Raw genomic sequence first — 19,824 nt, 5'->3', positions numbered from 1 at the left:
TTATCCTTTTTTATATCCAATTGTTTTACTAAAACTTACTAATCTGAAGGCTTTTGAAATACCATGCAGTGTTTCTGAATATCCGATAAATAAATATCCTTCTGGATTTAAATTATTATAAAGACTATTTACAACTTTAATTTTTGATTCTTGATCAAAATAAATTAATACGTTTGCACAAAATGTAACGTCAGATTTATTTAACGTTTTAATTGCCGATTCATCATATAGATTAAGGACTTTGAAGCTTACCATACTTTTAATTTTCGGATCGATAATAAAATTGTTATCTACTTTTTGGAAATATTTTTTCAAATAAATTGGTGGTGTGTTGCGAATTGAATATTCTTTAAATATTCCTTTTTGTGCAGTTTCAATTACAGCATAATTTATATCGGTTCCAAAAATTTCTACAGAGAGATTTGGATATTTAGGTAATATCATTTCATTCAACATCATTGCAATAGAATATGCTTCTTCACCGGATGATGCTGCCGCACTCCATATTCTCAATTTTTGATATCCGGAACTTTTCCTTGCCATTATTTCCGGTATAATATTCCCTACTAATGCATCTAGCTGCGGCTGATTTCGGAAAAAGTATGTTTCATTAATTGTAATAGCTTCAAATAATAATTTCTTTTCTTCTTCTCTTCTTGGATTTGTTTTAAGATATTGTAAATAAAGTTCAAAATTATCAATTTTGAGATGTTTTATTCTTTTCTGTAATCTGCTTTCTAATAAATACTTTTTATTATCCTGAAAATATATTCCGCAAAGATCATAAATGTACTTTCGCCATTCGATAAAGGATTGCGGAGATAATTTTTGTTCCTGCTGAGAGCTAAAACTAAAACTTAGTTTGCTCAAAGGGTTAGGATTTAAAGTAGCTGATGAATTAAGCATTTATTAATCCTTTAATTGTAAAAAACTGATTCCTCTTTCCGCCAAAATATTTTGAGCGTTTTCTCTTACCATTTCGTCTTGATCATTAGCTAATGATTTCACAATTTCTATAATTCTTGGATCATCTCCATATTGAATTATTTCAAGAAGTCTAATTCTATTCCATGTTACAGAATCTTCAAGCATTGTATCTGCAAATACAAAAGCAGTTTCTGTATCTAGGAAAAACAATAATTCCATTGACGATGCTCTAACTTCTTCATCCGGATGTGTTAATAAATTTGTGAAAGTTTCAACATAATTTCTAACTTCAAGATCTGTTAATGTTTGTAAACTCAATCCACCGTCAAACTGTATCATATCTTTTATTAGAGATACAAATTGTTTTAAATTATGAGGATTTTGTTTTAAGTAGCTGCTGGCTTTTCTAAAAAATATTATAAGATTATTAGAAAAATATTCACTTAATTTATTATCAATTTCCTCATCGTTCGCATAAATTGAAAATAAATGTTCAACAATATTATCACCTTCAAACAAACTTATTAATCGCACTGCTGATTTTTTATATTGTATATCTGCGGTTTGTAAAGTTTCTAACAAAGAGTTTTTTAAAGCTATATCCGAAGGAAGCTGCAGCTTTCTTTTTTCTTCAAGTTTACCAATTGTTTCTATTGCTACCCATTTGAATGGTCCTTCCAAATATTGAATATCATTGATAAGCATGTTAAAAGATTTTTCGTTTCCAATTTCACCTAAACTTTCAATCAACGAATATTTTGTAAGTTCATCAACCCCGTAATAATTTTCGTTAATAAAATCAATACATTCATCTGTTCCTATTTTTCCAATCGCTTCAATTATTGTCGGTCGGAAAAGTTCATTTCTATCATACGCAGCAATAATTTCATCAATAGCTTCTTCACTTTTAATATTTCCAAGTGCTTCAATGCAAGCTAGTATTACGTTTTCATCTCTGGAATATTTTAGAATGCTTATTATTTCATAAGCCGGAGCTGGGTTTCCAATTAATCCTAAAATATCAATTATAAATTTTTTATCATCATCATTTGCGCTTGGTAAATAATCAACCATAGCTTTTATTGATTCATTTTTTCTATTTAGTAAAATTTCGCCGGCTAAGTTTCTTGCAGAAATATTTTCTGAAGAAATGTATGGAACCAAATATTTTGGAATATTTGGATTAATATTGTGAGATAAAATTCTTGTAAGTGTATCTTTTACACCATTATCATCTAAAATTAATTTTTGTGTTAAATATTCAACAACTTTATCCGGCATTTCAACAAGCTGAAAATTTTCTGCCGTGGTTCTAATTTTATCAGAATCGTTTGTATCAAGTATTTTTTTAATTACATCATAATGATTGCTCATTTTTACCTCTGATAATAAAGCCGTTGTTTTATCATTTCTCAAAATCTATATTCCACTATCGGATTTATTTGTTATTTTTTTACTTCAATTACAATAAATATGCCTTTAAATAATTCGATTGTTCTAAGAAAAAATAAGGGATGTTTTAAAACCCGGGCTGATATTAGCCAAATGAATGAAAACAAGAAGATTGCATGATTTCAAAATTGCATGATTTCAAGATTAGGTTTGTTTTAAATTTCAAATGATATAAATTATTTATTCTTTGAAACAAAGATTGAAAATAAAAAATCCCACCGGATTGATGGGATAAAATTTTTGTTTGCCACGAATACACGAATTTATTTCTTTCGTTTTACGTTTCACATTTTTACTGAATCGATTTTGTAACTTCAATTCCTAATTGCTCCATTCTGTATCTGAGTTTAGATCTTGAAAGACCTAATACTTTTGCGGCTTTTACTTGATTGCCTTTTGTTATTATGAGTGTTTTCAAAATTAAATCTTTTACAACCGTATCTATTTTTACACCTTCTGGTGGAACTTTTAATTCGAAATTTACATTTTGATTATTATCCGAAGAATCATTTTTTTTAAGAAAATTTAAATGCTGTTCCTTAATTTCATCGCCATCCATCATTAAAACAGCACGCTCCATTGCATTTCTTAATTCTCTAATATTTCCTTTCCAAGAATAATCTTGCAATAATTTAATAGCTTCTTCAGAAATACCTTTAATACTTTGATCAAACTTTTGCGCAAATTCTTTAACGAATGAAAGTGCCAAAATTGGTATATCGTCCTTTCGTTCTTTAAGTGATGGAATTGTAATATTTGCAACATTTAATCTGTAAAATAAATCTTCTCTAAACGATGCTTTTTTAACTTCCTCTTCCAAACTTCTATTTGTTGCTGCTAAAACTCTAACATTTACACTAATTTCTTTTTCTCCGCCAACTCTATAGAATTTCTTTTCTTGTAAAACTCTTAAAAGTTTAACTTGAATATCCAAACTTAATTCACCTATTTCATCAAGTAGAATTGTTCCACCGTTTGCAAGTTCAAATTTTCCCAATTTTGTTTTTTGTGCCGCACCGGTAAAAGCACCTTTTTCATGTCCGAATAGTTCACTTTCTGCTAAATCTTTTGGAATTGAACCGCAGTTAATTGATATAAAAACATTATTTTTTCTTGGACTAATTTGATGCAGATATTTTGCAAAAACTTCTTTTCCGGTTCCGCTTGCACCTTCCAGCAATATTGTTGTGTCATCACTTTTTGCTAATTTTTCTACCATATTTAAAACGCGCTGAATAGGTTTACTTTTTCCAAAGAATTCTCTGGTTAAACTATCGGTATTTAGCATTGCTTGAAGTTCATTAACTTCAAGTTGTAATCGTAAATGTTTTACACATTTTTCTAAAACAATTGCAAGTTGATCTATTTCAATTGGTTTAAGTAAAAAATCGAATGCGCCTAATTTCATTGCCTCAACTGCAATTTTTACATCGGCATATGCCGTAATCATTATAACAGGAATATGATAAAATTTTTGTTGAAGTATTTTTAAGATTTCCAAACCATTGTGTGTTGTTAAATAAATATCAAGCAGAACAATATCCGGTAAATATAATTTTACGGATTCTTCAACTTTTCCTCCATCCATGCAAACGTCAACATCATAACCAAGTTTTATAAGTACCTTCTTTAATGAAATTACAACAAGATTATCATCATCAACTAATAATACTTTGGGCTTCATTATTCCTCGCTTTTACCTATGAAATTGAATTGTGAAAATGGTTCCTTTTGTTTTATTATTTTTGAATTCAAATGCTGCTTCGTGCTCTTCTAAAATTGTTTTACAAACACTTAATCCAAGTCCGGTACCGTTATCTTTGCTTGTATAAAATTCTTCAAATATTTCATTCTTTTTTTCATCAAGAATTCCAAATCCCTCATCAATAATTTCAACATTTACGTTTCCATTATTTTCAAATGTATTTATAAATATGTTTGAATTTATATTACTTGCTTCAATTGAGTTTGAAATTATATTAACAAAAACTTGCAATATTTTTGTTTCGTTTACTTTTACTTTTGCAAGATTATCAATCAAGTTTAATTTGAATGCAATATTTTTTTTATTTGCATTTCCTTTTGTTATATGAATTGATTTTTGAATTATTTCATTTATGCAGTAATAATTATAGTCATCTTTTGATTTTCGAGAAAACTCAAGTGTTGTATAAATTAATTTATCAATCATATCTGCAGCTTCCAGAGATGAATCAATACACTCAATAGTTTCTTGATCAAATTTTTCGGTATTCATCTTAAGAAATTCTAAATTTAATTTAATTACAGAAAGTGGATTTTTTATTTCGTGTGTTAAACTTGCAGCTAACTTACCTAGTATTTTAAGTTTATTTTCATGTACATTGTTTGACAAGGTTAAACCTATTGTTTTCTTAAGAAAAGAATTGACTGAATAAATTTAACTTTTTTTTATAAATAAATGTATAGAATTGATTTTAGATTTTAGAAAGGTTTAAAAAGAAACTGCCTCAAACTTAATTTTTTGTGTGGATTATTTTGTTAATTTTTTTCAATAATCCAAAAATTAATTTTAAGGCAGCTACGCTTAGTTATTTTTCTTCAGAGAATTTTTTAATTATTTCATCTGCAACTTTATTAATTACTTCGTCTCTGTTATAATAACCGCTCTCAATTTTAGTCTTCACTTCATTCAGCAATTGAGCATCAATTCCTTCTGATTTAAGTTTTTTTGCGGCATCAGAAAGTTCAAGTTTATCTGTTTTTTGCTGAGTTTGCCGACTCGAAGCTTGTTCTTGTTTTTTATACAGTTCGGTGTATCGACTGTAATTATTTCCCACTCCTTTAATATCCACTTTTTACCTCTGATAATTTATTAATTTCTTTTTGTTAACGGTTTTTGATAATTCTTCACCGATACTTTTAATATTTTCTTTTTTTGCATCTGCAATACTATCGAATTTAGTTGAAATTTGTTTAACCTCGTTGTGAATTCTATCACATATTAGAACGTAAAGCTCATTTGTAGAGTTCTTTTTTATTTCACTTTTCTTTTTTTCAATTTGTTTGATAAACGAATTTATATTCCTCAATTTTATATCAAGATTATCATCGTTAATTGAACTAACTTCTTTATCAACCAATTTTAGGTAATTTCCAATTTCATAAAAATTATTATCAACATTTTCCATTAATTATCCGAGCAATCCCAATATTGAGAGAGAATTTTGTGTTGAATAAATCTGCGATAATTGAAGCTGCATTTGTTCATATTTTTTTCTTAATACAGCAGCATTTTTATCTATTTGAGTTTCTTTGTAACTAATTTTATCATTCAAATATGAAATAGAATTATCGTAATTATCAATTAAATTTGAAATTACGCCGTCATTACTTATATAGGTTTCAACCATATTAAAAAGTTTATTTGCTATTCCTTGTTCAGAATTAAATAAATCTGCAACTTGCTCAGGATTTGCTTCTAATGCTTCAGTTAATAAATCATCGTCATCAATACTAAGTCCGGAAGCTGGATCAAAATCAATTCCTATTTCAGATAAGAAACTATAATTTCCTTCAGCAATTCCTTCAACTTTTTCATAAGAAACTGAACCAAAAGACTGCATTAAACTTATTGCAGTTGCATTACCTACAAATATACCTCTTTGTCCGTCCTCATCTGCATAATAATTATTTTTTACAAATGAATATGCTTCATTAAAAGAACTTATTAAATCTTCAATATCAGATCTAGCAGCTTCCATATTATTTTTTACAATAACATTAACAGTGGGAATTCCAACTTCCATTTCATTTTTAAGAGTTAGAGTTACATCAGATATTAAATCATCTATTGTGTTTGAGCCTCTTATTACAGAAACGCCGTTTAAATTTAAGACTGCATCTAATTCACTTGAAGAAGTTGCATAGCCTCCGGTTCCATTATCTGAAAGCAAACTTCTTGTTTCAAAATTTAATCCAATTGAATTAAGAGCAGAACCAGTAACATCTTTTATGATTATTTCATTATCAGAACCGCTTTCTTTAGAAATAACTGATAATTTGGATTCGCCATTTTTAGGAGAGAATACTGCAGCTGAAACTGCATCACCCAATGCTTCATTGATTGCTTCAGCAATAATTTGCATTAGTTCTTCTTTTGTTTCTGCACCTTCTAATTCTACATCAATAACTTGGTCATAATCACCGCTTGCAGCTTGAAATGAATAAGTGCCTGCTGATAAACCAGCCAAGTTACTTGAGTTTACTGTATTTGACATTACTCTATCATTTTTTGCAAGCTGAATAACTCTAATATCATAAGAGCTTAAAGCTGCAGAAGAATTAGCAGTCACGGAAAAATATTCATCGCTGGTAAGTTCTGTTGTTTTTCCGGTAAAACTACCGCCAGCATTAACATCTTTCAAATCAGTAAGAAATGATTTAAGTGAAGTTAATTTTGTTTTTAAACTTCCCCAAGTTGCTGAGAGATTGGTAAACTTAGTTTTTCTCTCAAGTAACGGAGAAATCTTTTTAACATACTCCGATTGTTTTGAAGTATTTATTAAATTCGTTATCGATGAAGAACTTAAAATATCCATCTTTTTTTACTCCTAGCCTTCCATACTAACAAACGCCTTAATCCAAGTTTCGCGTAATTCTGTCATAATTTTTAATACAATATCATAATTTCTTTTTCTCATTTGATCTTGACAAAATTCATACAATCGTTTTAATCCCATTGATATTTCATTCACTTCTTCATTATCAAATCTTAAGGCATTTATCAACTCTGCTATAGCTTTATTAGTTTTTTCAATGTTTTCATTTCTACACTGAGCAATTGCAAAGTCATAAACTTTTAATAATAGTTTTTGGGGAGAAGCATTTAAAATTTCATTTACTAAATAGGCGTTAGCTCTATTTGACGAGTTATTTAATTTTAATGCTGCTGAGTAATTATACATTATTTTTTCCGTATTAAATTATAAAAGCTCTCCAAAATTGCCGGAGAGCTTTTGATTAAAGAAAACTATTAACCAAATAATTGAAGTACTTGCTGTGGAGCAACGTTTAATTGTGAAAACATTGCTGAAGCAGCTTGCGATCCAATTTGCGATTTTGTTGCATTTAATGATTCAAGAGCAACGTCAGCATCAAATAATCTTGAATAAGCTGATTGAGAATTCAAAATTGCAGCTGATAAGAATTCTTGTTTTGCATTCAATCTTTGTGTATAGTTACCAATTGCACCGAGTGATGCATCAACAGAATCTTCAAAGTTATCAAGAGATAAACTTGAGATTGTTGTTGAGGAAACTCCTTTTAGAGCATCCAATGCTCCTGCAACGTCAGCTGAAAGTCCACTAACGTTTGATGTAAATGCAGTTGTAGCTGTAGAGCCAACTAATGCATCACCACTTACATTACCATAGTCAATTGCTATAGTATCAGTTGATGCAACACCAGTTTGGAATGTAAATCCAGCTCCAGCACCATTTGTTACTGATTGTAACAAACTTGTTTCATTAAATTTGGTTGTTCCAAATGCAGATGCCAATTCGTCAGCAATTGCTTGAATATCTTTTGCAATAGCAGCTTTATCAGAAGTAGGATTACTTGCATCAGCAATTTTTCCTCTGATTTGAGTAATCATATCTTTAACACTGATTAACTGACTTTCTGCTGTAGCTAACATGTCTTGAGCAGAACCAACGTTACGTTGTGCAGATTGCATAATTGTTACTTTTGAATCCAATGATTTACCTACGTTAAAACCAGAAGTATCATCAGAAACACTGTTAATTCTTCTTTGTGAAGCTAAACGCAATTGTGCTGTTTGTGATTGTGCATTTAACTTTGCAAGAGAATTATATGCTCTTAATGCACCAACGTTTGTGTTAATTCTAAATGATTGTGACATTTAAACCTCCTTGTTTATTGATAATTTTGCAGGCATCCTTGCCCACTTTTTTGTTGTTTTTCAACACTTGTTGAAATTTTTGTTAGTTAATAATTTACTTCTGGCATATTATCGTGATGCAGTTTTGAAAGTTTACAGTTAAAAAATATTTTTTTTAGGAAGTTTTGATTTGTGACAAACAACAATATTAGTGTTACTTAAGCAGTGGAGTAATTTTTTCAGCTAAAATTTTAAACTTTTCTTTCGAATAGGAATTGCTTGAACTGAATAATTTATTATTTATAATAATTTGCAACTTTTCAAGTTTATTAATTTCATTTGAGGAAATATAAATTGATGCTAAATAAAATATTATGGAATCTTCAATTTCCGGATTGGATAAGGCAGATTCAAAAATAATTTTTGCTTCATTAATTTGATTTATAGTAATTAAAAATGCTCCAAAATCATTTAAATATTTTGAATTATCAAAAAATCGATCATATAGATTTGAATAAAGTTCTAACTTCAAATCATTATTCTTTACAAAATCAAAAATTTTTAAATAATTATTAATATTATTCTGATCAATAAAATTAGACAAACCTAGAATTTCATCTTTATAAAATTCATTACTAATTATATTATTTAAATATTTAATTTCTTCACTATTAATTTCACTTAGTTTATTAGAAAAATAATTCAGTGAATCCTGATCATTAAATTGAAGTGAAATTATAATTCCTTCATAAATTAATTTTTTATCATCAGTATAAATTTCTTGTTCACTTATTTTATTAAAATTCAATTTTCTTTCTGAATTACTATCAAAAGCATTTTTACAAAAATTTAAAGCTTTTTTATCATTCATTTTTGCATAAACTTGTGCGGCAATAATATTTAATAATGATTGATTTGGATTCAATTCTACTCCTTTATCAATATAATTTTTTGCGGCAAACAAATTATTATTTCTCATTTCAAAATCAGCTAATTGGAGATAGCAGACTTCCTTAAATTCATTTTTAAGTTTTAAATCTTCAAGAGCTTTCTTATAATATTTTATTGAATTTGTAGAATCTTCCAAAATCAAATATGAGTTTGCAATTTGATAAGAAATGTAAGAAGATTTATTTGTATTAAATTCTTCGAGAAGCAATTCTAAATTTCTTTTTGCTTTTATTTTAATTTCATCATTTGATACATTATAACCCATATGAAATATTTTAATTTCTGAGTCAACTATTTTATAATTATTTTTTAATAACGAATTTTCAATCTGCTCATGAACTTTTCCGGAAAATTTTATTGATTTATTATTTCTGAAAAGTCTTGCGTATTTCATTGATTGAGAAATTCCTTTTCTATCATCAAGACTTATAACCGAACATTTTACTCCTAAATTTTCATTTGATGAAATTATTTTTTTTAGTTCATTGATTGAATTATTTGATAAACGTTCATCTGCATCTAAGTATAGAATCCAATCGCAAGTTGATTTTGAAAGCGCAAAATTTCTTGCTGCCGAAAAATTATTTATCCAATTAAAATGCAATATTTTTGAACTAAATTGTTTGGCAATTTCTAATGTTTTATCTGTAGAACCCGTATCTACTATAACAATTTCATCAACAATATCTTTTACAGATTCCAAACATTCTTGAAGATATTTTTCTTCGTTTTTAACAATCATACTTAACGAAATTGTTGACATTAAATTTCCTTATCAAAAATATTTTCAATCAAAAGAGAATTATGATCAACCGATAAATTTAATTTTTGATTTACTTCTTCAAGTTTAATTTTTGCATTTTGATTTTTAATATCATTTACCACAGCCCATTCCAGCATTGCTTTAGATTCTTCAAGCATTTCTGCTTTATTAAAAATTTCACCTAAACCAAAACACGCAGTAGAAGAATTAGGATTTATTTCCAACTCTTTTTCAAACCAATTTTTCGCTTCTTCTAATTCAATATTTGATAAAGCTAAATTTCCCGCAATATTTATTAGCACTTCTTTAGAAATATTTTCATAACCAATTCTATCAGATTGATCAAAATATTCAATTGATAGTTTAATATTTTCAATCGCAAAATCTATTTCATTCTCATCAATATTTTGAAATGTTCTTTCGATGCTTTGTTTAAATAAATCTTTATAAATAGGAATTTTTATATTTCTATTTTTCCACAATTTACCTTTCAGCCATATTTCTTCGGGATCAGCTCCCCATTTATCAATAAATTTCTGCTTATTTATTTTCAATCTTTCCGAATAATTGTTTTCACCGTTTGCTTTAAAACTTACCGAACCATAATGATGTATAAAAACATCTTTTGCAATTACTGTTTTATATCCGGCTAATTGTGCGCGCAGACAAAAATCATCATCCTCAAAATTTCCCGGCGAAAATCTTTCATCCAAACCACCGATTTTTTCAATTACTTCTTTTTTAATTAATGTACATAAAAATGCAACGCGCGGAAATTCTTGAATTTGGTTTTTATTTTCAATAGAAATTCTATTTGCATATTTATGCATTTCATCTATTGAACTATATTTTGCATTTTTATCAATTTGAACTCCGCTTACAAAATTGCTGATTGGTCCGACAATACCGATTTTATTATCTGAATCAGCAATTTCAATCATTCTTTCTAACCAATTTTTTGTTACAACAACATCATTATTAAGTAAAACAACATAATTTCCGTTTGCTTCAAGAATTCCTTGATTTATTGCTTTGGGAAACCCAAGATTTTCTTCGTTAAAAATTACATTTACATTTTGATGTTGTTTTTTAAGCTTTGTAAGATATTCTTTTGTCCCATCTGTAGAATTATTATCAATAATAATTAATTGATAATTTGAAGTGTTTGATTGAACTGATTCTATGAATTCCTTTGTATATTTTAACTGATTATACGTTAGTGCAATAATTGAAGTTATTTTATTAATATTATTTAAGTTACATAGTTTTTCATTTTTATTACTTTGTTTCTTAATAAAAACGGAAGAATCTGAGTTATCAATATTTTCAATCTTTAAAACTTTGTTAAATACATTTAACCAATTTTTATAATTCTTACTTATTGTTCTGTTTTCATTCACGTAATTAAATACGTTATTCTTAATTCTATCAATTTCAGAAGGATTTTCAACCAAGTACGAAAGTTTATTAAACCAGCCATTACTGTTCTCGAGATTTACTAAAATGCCGTTTTCTAAATTTTTTACTGATCTTTTATATGGACCAAAATTAGAATAAACACCAGCAATTCCTGAAAAACCATATTCTAAAAATTTAATATCGCTTTTGGCCATATTGAATTTGTTGAATGATAATGGAGCTAAACCAATATCAAGATTTGCATGTTTTAAGAGTTCATAAAAATCTTTTAATGATGCTGCACCCGGAATAAATTCTACTTCTTTATATGAAATAAATTCAACTGGTAACATATTTATAAAAACTAATTTGATTTTTTTTTTATAATATTTTTTTAATTGTAACAAAGCTGGAATAACTTGTTCAAAATCTTCTTGATGAGTTATAGTTCCGGCAAAACCAATTCTAATTTCATCATAATTTGCTTTTGCAATTTTTTGGGGGATAAATATATTTTCATCAATTTGATTTGGAATAACAGAAATATTTTCATTATAAGCTGAGAAATAATTCTTGAGATTTTGGGTTGAAACTGTTACATGATCTGATAACCAAATAAATTCTAATAATCCTCTTCTATTTACGGGATCTGAATATAAACTATATGCTGGGTTTCTTTCGGGAACTTCTAATAAATTATCATCTATTTCATATATAATTTTTGCACCTTTGGATTTTAATAATCTGATAAAGTCTAAGTATATTAGATTATTTATTCGTTGTATGATTACTATATCTGGAACAAACTTAATTTTATATTCTTTTTCTTTTGTAATATCAACTATTTCAAAATCCACAAATCCATTCTTTCTCAAAAATGTTAATGGGCTGTTAAGTCGTATATCTGCTACAGCGCCGGAGTTATTTACTAAAGCTAAAATTTTTATTTTTTGTGACATTTTAATTCCAATACAAATTATATTAACTTTTAGTGTAAGACCTCGTTCAAAAACTTCAAATTATTTAATGCAATTTCATTGGTACTATCTTTATTAAGTACAGATTTTATAATTTCTTCTGCCTCAATAAATTTCTGTTCCATTATTGAAATTACTGCAAGATCATTTTGTATTTCTAAATTTTCATTATTTTTTTCTAATTCATTTTGAAGAATTTTTTTTGCTTCGTCCAATTTTCCTTTTTCAATCAAAACTTCAGCTATATCAATTTGAGAAAGTTTTCTAAATATCATAATAAATTCAATACCATTTTGCGAATGTTCAACTAATTCAATATTTAAATTAGTTTCATCAATCCATTTTAAAATTTGATCAAGAAAAGTATTATATTGCCAAACATGGAAATGAATATCACGATTTTCATCAAGATGATTTTTTACATATAGTTCTAGTAAAGCTTCATCAGTAACTTTACTTACTATACGCCCAAATTCTTTATAGTGTTCAATTCTATGTTTTTCTGGTCCATTGTAATATTCGAATTTTAAATGTTCATATGGTGTAAGTTCTCTATCTTTATCAAAAGTATATCTTTTATCTGGCAATGCGTAAAAAATAAATCCATTTTCTTTTACTACTCTAATATGATTTTCTATTGTTCTAAAAACATTTTCCGTGTGCTCAAGCATATGATTTGCAATCAAAAAATCATACGAGTTGGAAGGCAGACTCGAAAGTTTTTCACCGTCTTCAATAACTGTAGGATATATACAATATTGCTCTTTAGTTTCTGGCATCCATCTTTTAAGAGTATCGATATCAACTTTATCTACATAATCTGCGCTGCATCCTTCTTTTAATGGCACGGGTGCATGAAAAGCACCGATCTCTATTCCTCTTCCATTTAAATATTTTTCTGAAAGTACAATTCTCATATCTTGAATTGCATGCTGTGATCTTTTTACTTCCCTTACAAATTTATTATAATCATCCCTTAATTCAACTGAATTTTGCATGATTTGTTTATTAGGAACATAAACGTAATTTGTCATATTAACTCCTTAACTTACATCTTAAGATTTTGTATGTACTCAAGATTATCATTGGCGGTATTATTTGTTTTATCAAGTTCTAGAATCAAATTAATTAATTCATTAGCACGATTAAAATTATTTTTTTTTATTGCAATTAATGTTAAATGATTTAGAATTTTAATATCATGTGGAAAATCTTCAAGTAGTCCAATCAATTTTTTTTCCGCATTAGAATATTCATCCATTTCGAGAAAATTTTCTGCCTCATTAATTGTTAATTCATAATTACTAATCCAATAATTAGGATTATTATTCTTAAACAGAGAAAGAAATTTTCCATTTGCATAATTTTGAGTATGTTCAATAAAATTTTTTACATTATTCAAAAACTGCTGCTCAAGATTTTTTAATTGTGGTCTGACTAAATGCATTGTTTCAACGGCATGTTCAATATTTTCTTCACCATACGCAATTCCAAATTTTCTTGTTTCACTTAGACTCATCCATTGATCTGCTGAAGTACCTTCAAATGGAACTACTATGCTAATGCAACCACATAATGCAGCTTGAATACTTAGAAATGTTGCATAATCATAAGAATAGAAATATTTAGTTTTATTAAAAATTTCAACCAATTCTTGAGACGGCGTTGAGTCAATTATTTCGATACTTTCATTCAAATCATGAATTATTTTTCTATTTTTTCCTTTTCTCATAACATAACAACTACCGCTACGTTTTAAATTTTTATTATTAAACATATCACCGTAAAGCTCAATAATTTGAAGATAGTTAACATTTTTTTGACCATTTGTAAAAGATTTGGAATAATAAAAAAGTAAATCATCGTTTCCAAAATTACCATCACCGCCAAGCACTCCTGGTTTATTCAATATCCATCTAACAACATATTTTGCATTAAGGGGATTACCAATGATAATTTCCGGATAAATTGCGATAAATTTTGAACTTAATATTTCATAATTCGCTAATGAAATTTTATATTTTGCATTAGTTAAAAACGTATCAAAATTATTATCGCTTGGCCATAAATACGCTTCATAACCAAGTCGATTTATATAATCACATAACAAATGCAAAACTGTTACACCACCGCTATTGATTTTAAGCGATGGTGCAAATATTACATATTTAAACATTATCAAACTCTTACTAATTATTTCTATATTTTATAATCTTTGCTGGATTACCGGCAACAATACTATTTTCCGGCACATCATTTAAAACTACCGCACCAGCTCCAATTAAACTAAAGTCACCTATGCACACTTTCTCCCTTATTGTTGCATTACTTCCAATATGTACTCCTTTACCAACTAAAACATTTGCACCTACAACAGCATTTGTTGCTAAATGTGCAAATTGTTCAAGGGTTGAATCATGACCCAAATAAGAGTTTGGAAGTAGAATACAATTATCTGATACTATTGTATCCGTACTTAATTGTGCAAGCGGAGCAATCAAAACTCCATTGCCGATTTTACAAAATTCATTTGGAATTACCGATGTTTTATCAATAATACTAATTAATTTTTTTTGAGGAATTTGTAATGAATTTATTTTATTAAATGTTTCTTTTTCGTTTTTTAACCCAACATAAGCAATGAAAAAATATGTATTTTCGTCTAATAAATAATTGTCTAAATCTTCTGTTTTACCGATGATCGGAAATTTTTTAAATTTTCCTATCTTATTTCCAACTTTTTCAAAATCATTTAAAAAACCAATAACTTCACCTATTCGATTTTTTTCTATAATTGATGCTGCGATCATTCCTATTCCACTTCCGCCAAGTATTATAATTTTTTTCATATTTGATTCTTGCTAAGGTCAATAATCGTTTTAATTATCTTTTCTTGAGAAGTTTTACTTAAATCGGAAAATATTGGTAAACAAATAACTTCTTCAGAAATTTTTTCTGCATATCTAAGATTATTTGGGTCTGAAGTTTCTAAATTTCTGTACATTGGGAAATGACTAATTAGCGGATAAAAATATCTTCGTGCAAAAATATTATTGTTTTTTAATGTTTGATATACTTCATCCCTACTTTTCCCAAATTCCTTTTCTTCAATGAAAATTGGAAAGTAAGCAAAATTTTCTGAAACAAAATTTTGAGGGGATAAAAATCTTAAACCATTAATGTTCTTTAATTCTTCCTCATAATTTTTTGTAATAAATTTTCTTTTAGATTTATGGAATTCGAAATCTTTTAATTGAAGTAATCCCAATGCAGCTTGCATTTCATTCATTTTTGCATTAATGCCGGTAAAAACAACTGTTGTTTCACCATCAAATCCAAAATTTTTCAAATAATCAATTCGTTTTTTAATTTTTGGATCATGGGAAATAATTGCTCCACCTTCAAAAGTATTATAAATTTTAGTTGCGTGAAAACTTAAAACAGATAAATCACCAAAATTTAATATTGATTCATTTTTAATTTTAACACCGAATGCATGTGCCGCATCATAAATAATTTTTAATCCATATGCATCTGCAATTTCTTGAAGTTCTTCCACATCACATGGATTGCCATAAACATGAACCGGAAGAATTGCGGAAGTATTGCCGGTTAAAAGTTTCTCAATTTTTTTTGGATCAATATTACAAGTATTTGGATCAATATCACAAAAAACTGGTGTTATACCATTCCATTTAATTGCATGAGTTGTTGCAACAAAACTATAAGGAGTTGTGATTACTTCTCCTTTAATATCTAAAACTTGAAGTGCAGCAATTAATGCTAATGTACCATTTGCAAATAATGATATATATTCAACCCCAAGATAATTTGCCAATTCACTTTCTAATTGCTGATGAAATTTTCCATTATTTGTTAAAAATTTTGATTGCCAAATTTCCTTTAAAAGAATAATAAACTCATCCAATTCCGGAAGTGTAGGTTGATTAACAAAGATTTTTTCTATATTACTAAAAGTATCTTTTGTTAATATTTGGTTATCAACGGATTCCATACTTATTATACTTTTAATTTAAATTTATTTTGATCTGTGTCAGAATTCTTTTTACTAACATTTGATAGAGTATTTATTACAACCACATTTTTCTTATTTTTATTAAGTTTTTCATATTTTGATAAAATTTTTTTTGCTGCCGAAACTATTGGAGGACCGATAAATTTTCCATTTATGATTGTAACGCCAGTTCCTTCTTTTTGTGCTTTTTGATAACTATCTAATATCTCTTTCGCATTTTCAATTTCAAGAGAATTCGGGGTAAAATATTTATGTACTAAGTCAATTTCTTTGGGATTTAGAATCAGCATTCCTTCAAAACCTAAATTTTTAGCAATCTTTAAATTCTTTTCTAAATCGACTAAATCATGAACATTAATATGAACGGTATCAATTGGAACCACTTTATTAGCTTTTGCAGCCATTGCAATCATTGCTCTTGGTGTAAATAAGCTTAATGCTTCTGCATCATGAATTCCACCCAAATCCGTAATAAAATCTTCACATCCATATGCAATTGCTAAAACTCTTTTTGAAGCTTTACAAATATCCTGAACATTTAAAACTGCGCCGGTAGTTTCAATTAATGGAATAATTTTAAAACTTCCTATGGGAAGATTTTTTTCATATTCTATTGTTTCAAGTAATTTATCAAAAAAATAAATATCCTCACCTTTGGTTGATTTAGGATACATAAATCCATCAATTCCCGGAATAGTTAATTGATAAATATCCTTGAGTAAGTGTCCGCTTTCTCGATCATTTACTCTTGGAAAAACCGAATAATTAGCAAATTTTCCTTCTGCAATAAATTGTTGAATTGTATCTCTTGCATATTGCTTATTATATGAATTAGGCACTGAATCTTCAATATCCAATAAAAGAACGTCAGCTTTTGATTTTGCGGCACTTTCTAATAATTTTATATTATTTCCCGGGACAAACATTAAGCTTCGAAGTAAAAAGTTATTATTCATCATAATTCCTTTTTTTTATAAGTATTAGTCTTGTAAAACTTAATACTTCGAGATTATTTTGATTATATGCAATCGTCTCTACCGTAATTATTCCTCTATCATTTTTACTTTTTGATTCTTCTTTACTTAAGATTTTTGTTTTTGCATAAATTGTATCATTAGTAAAAACAGGATTTAAGTGTTTAACATTTTTATATTCTAAATTTGCAATTGCTTTTCCACTAATATCTAAAACCGTAATTCCCACAACCAAACTAAAAACTAATGTTCCAACAACGATTGGTTTCCCATAAATTTCATTTTTGGAATAATGAGAATTTGTATGAAGCGGATGATAATTCATAGTTAAAAGACTGAATAAATTATTATCACTTTCGTATATAGTCTTAGATAGAGAATGTGAAATAATTTCACCTTCTTCAAAATCCTCAAAATAATTTCCTAATCTATTTGGCTGCATTTTTCTAAATATTTTTGTGAAAAATGTTCCAAAATCATTCCAAATAAATTATTTCGATTTTTAAGCGTTTTGTAGATTTTCTGTGTAGCTATTCAGATTGCTGGCTACTATTAGCCAACATTTTCGAGGGATTTTAGTATGGTATTCAGTGGTGTAATGTATTCATCAATTTCTTTTTTTGCAATTTTATATTTGTGTTTGTAGTTTTCTTCTCTTTCTTCAACAAAGCTATCAATTATTTTTTCTTGTGTTTGAATTCTTTCATTAAATTTTTGCTCATAAATTTTTGTCTTTAAATTTGAATCAACTTCTAAATTTTTTCTTTCGCCGGATTGTGTTGATTTTACATATTCTAACTGTGCAATTAATTTTTTCTTATATGCACTTTTTTCCCAAAATGATGAAAATGCTGTAAATACTGAAATTCCAATTCCAAGTAAAAAAGTAATTCCGCCCCATTTAAATCCGTTTACGGCAATAATATTTATGCTGCTTTTTCCTTCATCCCAGCCAAACATTACCGACATAATTCCAATAACCAAAAAAACAACAAACGAAATTGCTGCGGTGAATATCATTGAACTGTAAAATACTTTTGAAGGATCATATTTATTACTATCTTCCAAATTATTAATTTTATCTTCAATTTCTTTTATATGTTCTGATAATGAGCCTTCCAAATAGTTAAAAGCTTCTTTTTCCGTCATTTTAATTTTTTTGAACGCATCTTCTCGCTCATGTTTTATTAGTTCCAATTGCCTTTTATTTTGTTCAATTTGTTTATCAAAAACTGTTATTTCGTCTTTAATTTGATCAAAGTAATGCGATTCAATTAAATTTCTAATAAATTCAATCAGAGTAATTAATTTATCTCTAAAAATTTGTTCAACAATTCTTATCAATCCATTCTTCTTGAATTTATAATTATCCAAAGCTTTTCTAAGAAAATCAATTTCTGCATAAACTTCTTGATTGAAAAATTCTTTTATTCTAAGATTATCCAAATTAATTAATTTACTGTAAGTCAATTCCATACTGTTAGCATCACTAGAAAAAAGCGATCGTAATAGAAAATCAATATCCGGAAGCATTTGCGCAAAACCAATTTCTGTAAAAACATTATAGAAACATGCATTGTTATAAAAAAATGTAAAAAGTTTTAAAAAATTATAATTAATTGCATATTGAAATCTCATTCTATCATATTCTAAAACACTTTTTAAACCATCGAATGCATTATCAAAATCATCTAAATATTTACTGCTTAAAGCAATAAAATAAAATGCGTTTACTCCATGTGGATTATATTGCAAAGCTTCATTAAATGTATTTCTGGCTTTGTTATAATTGTACTCTAGAAAATATACAAAGCCTTTATAAATTTTGAGATAATAGAGTAAATCTTTTTTTAGTTGTGTTTCAATTTCACACCCGCTTACCATTTCTATAGCTTTATCAAAAAGCTCAATTGCTCTTTTAGGATTATAAATATTTTTATCAAAGGTTAGTATAACTCCGTAAATGATAAGATTGTAAAAACTTTGATATGAAAAATTTCTTTCAATTTGATTGCTTATACTGAACGCATAATATTGTTTTTCTTTACTAGTTTTTAAAGTTATCCACTGAGTATAATATTTTTTAATTTCTCTAAAATTTGCAACATAATTGAATTTGCTGTTTTTTGTAGTTATAAGCTCTTCTATATTTCTAACAACATTTGCTTCGGAAATCCAAAAGAATGGCGCAGTATCTAAACGCAGCAAATAATCAGAAATTTCTTGCGGAAGTTTTATTGAATAAAATTTGGAAGTGTTATTAATGAAATGATCAAAACTAATTTCATAATGCAGAAGATCTGAAAAATGTTCTCTTCCGTAATTGCGGAATTTGGCAATTTCAAGTTCTCTTGAAAGATTTACTTCGTCGATATTTTCGAGTATATCCATTCGGTTTGCGAACATTCTTCTTCCATGAAGTTGTAGAACTTCTTCTACTAATTTATTGTGAAAATCCTTTTTCG

The 19,824-nt window shown here is 27.6% G+C and carries 18 protein-coding genes; all 18 read right to left on the bottom strand.

The window, feature by feature from the left end; translation table 11 throughout:
- Nucleotides 1-906: a protein-glutamate O-methyltransferase CheR gene (locus tag IPM32_06960; GenBank protein ID MBK8945000.1), complete on the bottom strand. Its 906-nt coding sequence runs from the start codon at nucleotides 904-906 to the stop codon at nucleotides 1-3.
- Nucleotides 907-909: 3 nt separating this feature from the next.
- On the bottom strand, nucleotides 910-2,301 hold the full coding sequence (locus IPM32_06955; protein MBK8944999.1) for a HEAT repeat domain-containing protein: 1,392 nt from the start codon (nucleotides 2,299-2,301) through the stop codon (nucleotides 910-912).
- 370 nt (nucleotides 2,302-2,671) lie between these two features.
- Nucleotides 2,672-4,063, bottom strand: coding sequence for a sigma-54-dependent Fis family transcriptional regulator (locus tag IPM32_06950; GenBank protein ID MBK8944998.1), 1,392 nt, complete (start codon nucleotides 4,061-4,063; stop codon nucleotides 2,672-2,674).
- Nucleotides 4,064-4,075: 12 nt separating this feature from the next.
- Nucleotides 4,076-4,753, bottom strand: coding sequence for a HAMP domain-containing histidine kinase (locus tag IPM32_06945; protein ID MBK8944997.1), 678 nt, complete (start codon nucleotides 4,751-4,753; stop codon nucleotides 4,076-4,078).
- Nucleotides 4,754-4,949: 196 nt separating this feature from the next.
- Nucleotides 4,950-5,213 carry a flagellar biosynthesis anti-sigma factor FlgM gene (locus IPM32_06940; protein MBK8944996.1) on the bottom strand — a complete coding sequence of 88 codons (264 nt, stop codon included), beginning with the start codon at nucleotides 5,211-5,213 and terminating at the stop codon, nucleotides 4,950-4,952.
- Between the two features lie 3 nt (nucleotides 5,214-5,216).
- Complete coding sequence (locus IPM32_06935; protein MBK8944995.1) at nucleotides 5,217-5,549, bottom strand: hypothetical protein; 333 nt, start codon at nucleotides 5,547-5,549, stop codon at nucleotides 5,217-5,219.
- Between the two features lie 3 nt (nucleotides 5,550-5,552).
- Nucleotides 5,553-6,959 carry a flagellar filament capping protein FliD gene (gene fliD / locus IPM32_06930; protein ID MBK8944994.1) on the bottom strand — a complete coding sequence of 469 codons (1,407 nt, stop codon included), beginning with the start codon at nucleotides 6,957-6,959 and terminating at the stop codon, nucleotides 5,553-5,555.
- 12 nt (nucleotides 6,960-6,971) lie between these two features.
- Nucleotides 6,972-7,325: a flagellar protein FliS gene (locus tag IPM32_06925; protein ID MBK8944993.1), complete on the bottom strand. Its 354-nt coding sequence runs from the start codon at nucleotides 7,323-7,325 to the stop codon at nucleotides 6,972-6,974.
- Between the two features lie 68 nt (nucleotides 7,326-7,393).
- Nucleotides 7,394-8,281 carry a flagellin gene (locus IPM32_06920; protein ID MBK8944992.1) on the bottom strand — a complete coding sequence of 296 codons (888 nt, stop codon included), beginning with the start codon at nucleotides 8,279-8,281 and terminating at the stop codon, nucleotides 7,394-7,396.
- 193 nt (nucleotides 8,282-8,474) lie between these two features.
- Nucleotides 8,475-9,974 (bottom strand): glycosyltransferase family 2 protein, encoded by a 1,500-nt coding sequence (locus IPM32_06915; GenBank protein MBK8944991.1) that lies wholly within the window; start codon nucleotides 9,972-9,974, stop codon nucleotides 8,475-8,477.
- Nucleotides 9,974-12,331: a glycosyltransferase gene (locus tag IPM32_06910; protein MBK8944990.1), complete on the bottom strand. Its 2,358-nt coding sequence runs from the start codon at nucleotides 12,329-12,331 to the stop codon at nucleotides 9,974-9,976. The genes IPM32_06915 and IPM32_06910 overlap by 1 nt, the downstream gene beginning before the upstream one ends.
- A gap of 29 nt (nucleotides 12,332-12,360) precedes the next feature.
- Nucleotides 12,361-13,383 (bottom strand): methyltransferase domain-containing protein, encoded by a 1,023-nt coding sequence (locus IPM32_06905; protein ID MBK8944989.1) that lies wholly within the window; start codon nucleotides 13,381-13,383, stop codon nucleotides 12,361-12,363.
- Nucleotides 13,384-13,397: 14 nt separating this feature from the next.
- Nucleotides 13,398-14,525 (bottom strand): hypothetical protein, encoded by a 1,128-nt coding sequence (locus tag IPM32_06900; GenBank protein MBK8944988.1) that lies wholly within the window; start codon nucleotides 14,523-14,525, stop codon nucleotides 13,398-13,400.
- A 13-nt stretch (nucleotides 14,526-14,538) separates the two neighbouring features.
- Nucleotides 14,539-15,198 (bottom strand): acetyltransferase, encoded by a 660-nt coding sequence (locus IPM32_06895; GenBank protein ID MBK8944987.1) that lies wholly within the window; start codon nucleotides 15,196-15,198, stop codon nucleotides 14,539-14,541.
- Nucleotides 15,195-16,364 carry a DegT/DnrJ/EryC1/StrS family aminotransferase gene (locus IPM32_06890; protein MBK8944986.1) on the bottom strand — a complete coding sequence of 390 codons (1,170 nt, stop codon included), beginning with the start codon at nucleotides 16,362-16,364 and terminating at the stop codon, nucleotides 15,195-15,197. The genes IPM32_06895 and IPM32_06890 overlap by 4 nt, the downstream gene beginning before the upstream one ends.
- A gap of 5 nt (nucleotides 16,365-16,369) precedes the next feature.
- A complete protein-coding gene (locus IPM32_06885; protein ID MBK8944985.1) occupies nucleotides 16,370-17,341 on the bottom strand; it encodes a CoA ester lyase in 972 nt (323 codons plus the stop codon).
- The gene (locus IPM32_06880) at nucleotides 17,334-17,801 is read right to left on the bottom strand and encodes a MaoC family dehydratase (protein ID MBK8944984.1); all 468 of its coding nucleotides are present in this window, start codon (nucleotides 17,799-17,801) and stop codon (nucleotides 17,334-17,336) included. The genes IPM32_06885 and IPM32_06880 overlap by 8 nt, the downstream gene beginning before the upstream one ends.
- Nucleotides 17,802-17,911: 110 nt before the next feature.
- On the bottom strand, nucleotides 17,912-19,765 hold the full coding sequence (locus IPM32_06875) for a hypothetical protein (GenBank protein ID MBK8944983.1): 1,854 nt from the start codon (nucleotides 19,763-19,765) through the stop codon (nucleotides 17,912-17,914).
- Between the last annotated feature and the right edge of the window lie 59 nt (nucleotides 19,766-19,824).

The sequence above is a fragment of the Ignavibacteriota bacterium genome (assembly GCA_016716225.1).
In the GTDB taxonomy this organism is placed as follows: Bacteria; Bacteroidota; Ignavibacteria; order Ignavibacteriales; family Melioribacteraceae.
Note: the sequence above shows the minus strand (reverse complement) of the source record. Positions and strands in the feature narration are given on the sequence as shown.

Excerpts from the sequence above, each read along its gene's own strand:
- IPM32_06950 (MBK8944998.1), bottom strand. The coding sequence starts at position 4,063 with ATGAAGCCCAAAGTATTATTAGTTGATGATGATAATCTTGTTGTAATT.
- IPM32_06935 (MBK8944995.1), bottom strand. The coding sequence starts at position 5,549 with ATGGAAAATGTTGATAATAATTTTTATGAAATTGGAAATTACCTAAAA.
- IPM32_06910 (MBK8944990.1), bottom strand. The coding sequence starts at position 12,331 with ATGTCACAAAAAATAAAAATTTTAGCTTTAGTAAATAACTCCGGCGCT.
- IPM32_06915 (MBK8944991.1), bottom strand. The coding sequence starts at position 9,974 with ATGTCAACAATTTCGTTAAGTATGATTGTTAAAAACGAAGAAAAATAT.
- IPM32_06960 (MBK8945000.1), bottom strand. The coding sequence starts at position 906 with ATGCTTAATTCATCAGCTACTTTAAATCCTAACCCTTTGAGCAAACTA.
- IPM32_06900 (MBK8944988.1), bottom strand. The coding sequence starts at position 14,525 with ATGTTTAAATATGTAATATTTGCACCATCGCTTAAAATCAATAGCGGT.
- IPM32_06955 (MBK8944999.1), bottom strand. The coding sequence starts at position 2,301 with ATGAGCAATCATTATGATGTAATTAAAAAAATACTTGATACAAACGAT.
- IPM32_06920 (MBK8944992.1), bottom strand. The coding sequence starts at position 8,281 with ATGTCACAATCATTTAGAATTAACACAAACGTTGGTGCATTAAGAGCA.
- IPM32_06895 (MBK8944987.1), bottom strand. The coding sequence starts at position 15,198 with ATGAAAAAAATTATAATACTTGGCGGAAGTGGAATAGGAATGATCGCA.
- IPM32_06925 (MBK8944993.1), bottom strand. The coding sequence starts at position 7,325 with ATGTATAATTACTCAGCAGCATTAAAATTAAATAACTCGTCAAATAGA.
- IPM32_06875 (MBK8944983.1), bottom strand. The coding sequence starts at position 19,765 with ATGTTCGCAAACCGAATGGATATACTCGAAAATATCGACGAAGTAAAT.
- fliD (MBK8944994.1), bottom strand. The coding sequence starts at position 6,959 with ATGGATATTTTAAGTTCTTCATCGATAACGAATTTAATAAATACTTCA.
- IPM32_06905 (MBK8944989.1), bottom strand. The coding sequence starts at position 13,383 with ATGACAAATTACGTTTATGTTCCTAATAAACAAATCATGCAAAATTCA.
- IPM32_06890 (MBK8944986.1), bottom strand. The coding sequence starts at position 16,364 with ATGGAATCCGTTGATAACCAAATATTAACAAAAGATACTTTTAGTAAT.
- IPM32_06880 (MBK8944984.1), bottom strand. The coding sequence starts at position 17,801 with ATGCAGCCAAATAGATTAGGAAATTATTTTGAGGATTTTGAAGAAGGT.
- IPM32_06885 (MBK8944985.1), bottom strand. The coding sequence starts at position 17,341 with ATGAATAATAACTTTTTACTTCGAAGCTTAATGTTTGTCCCGGGAAAT.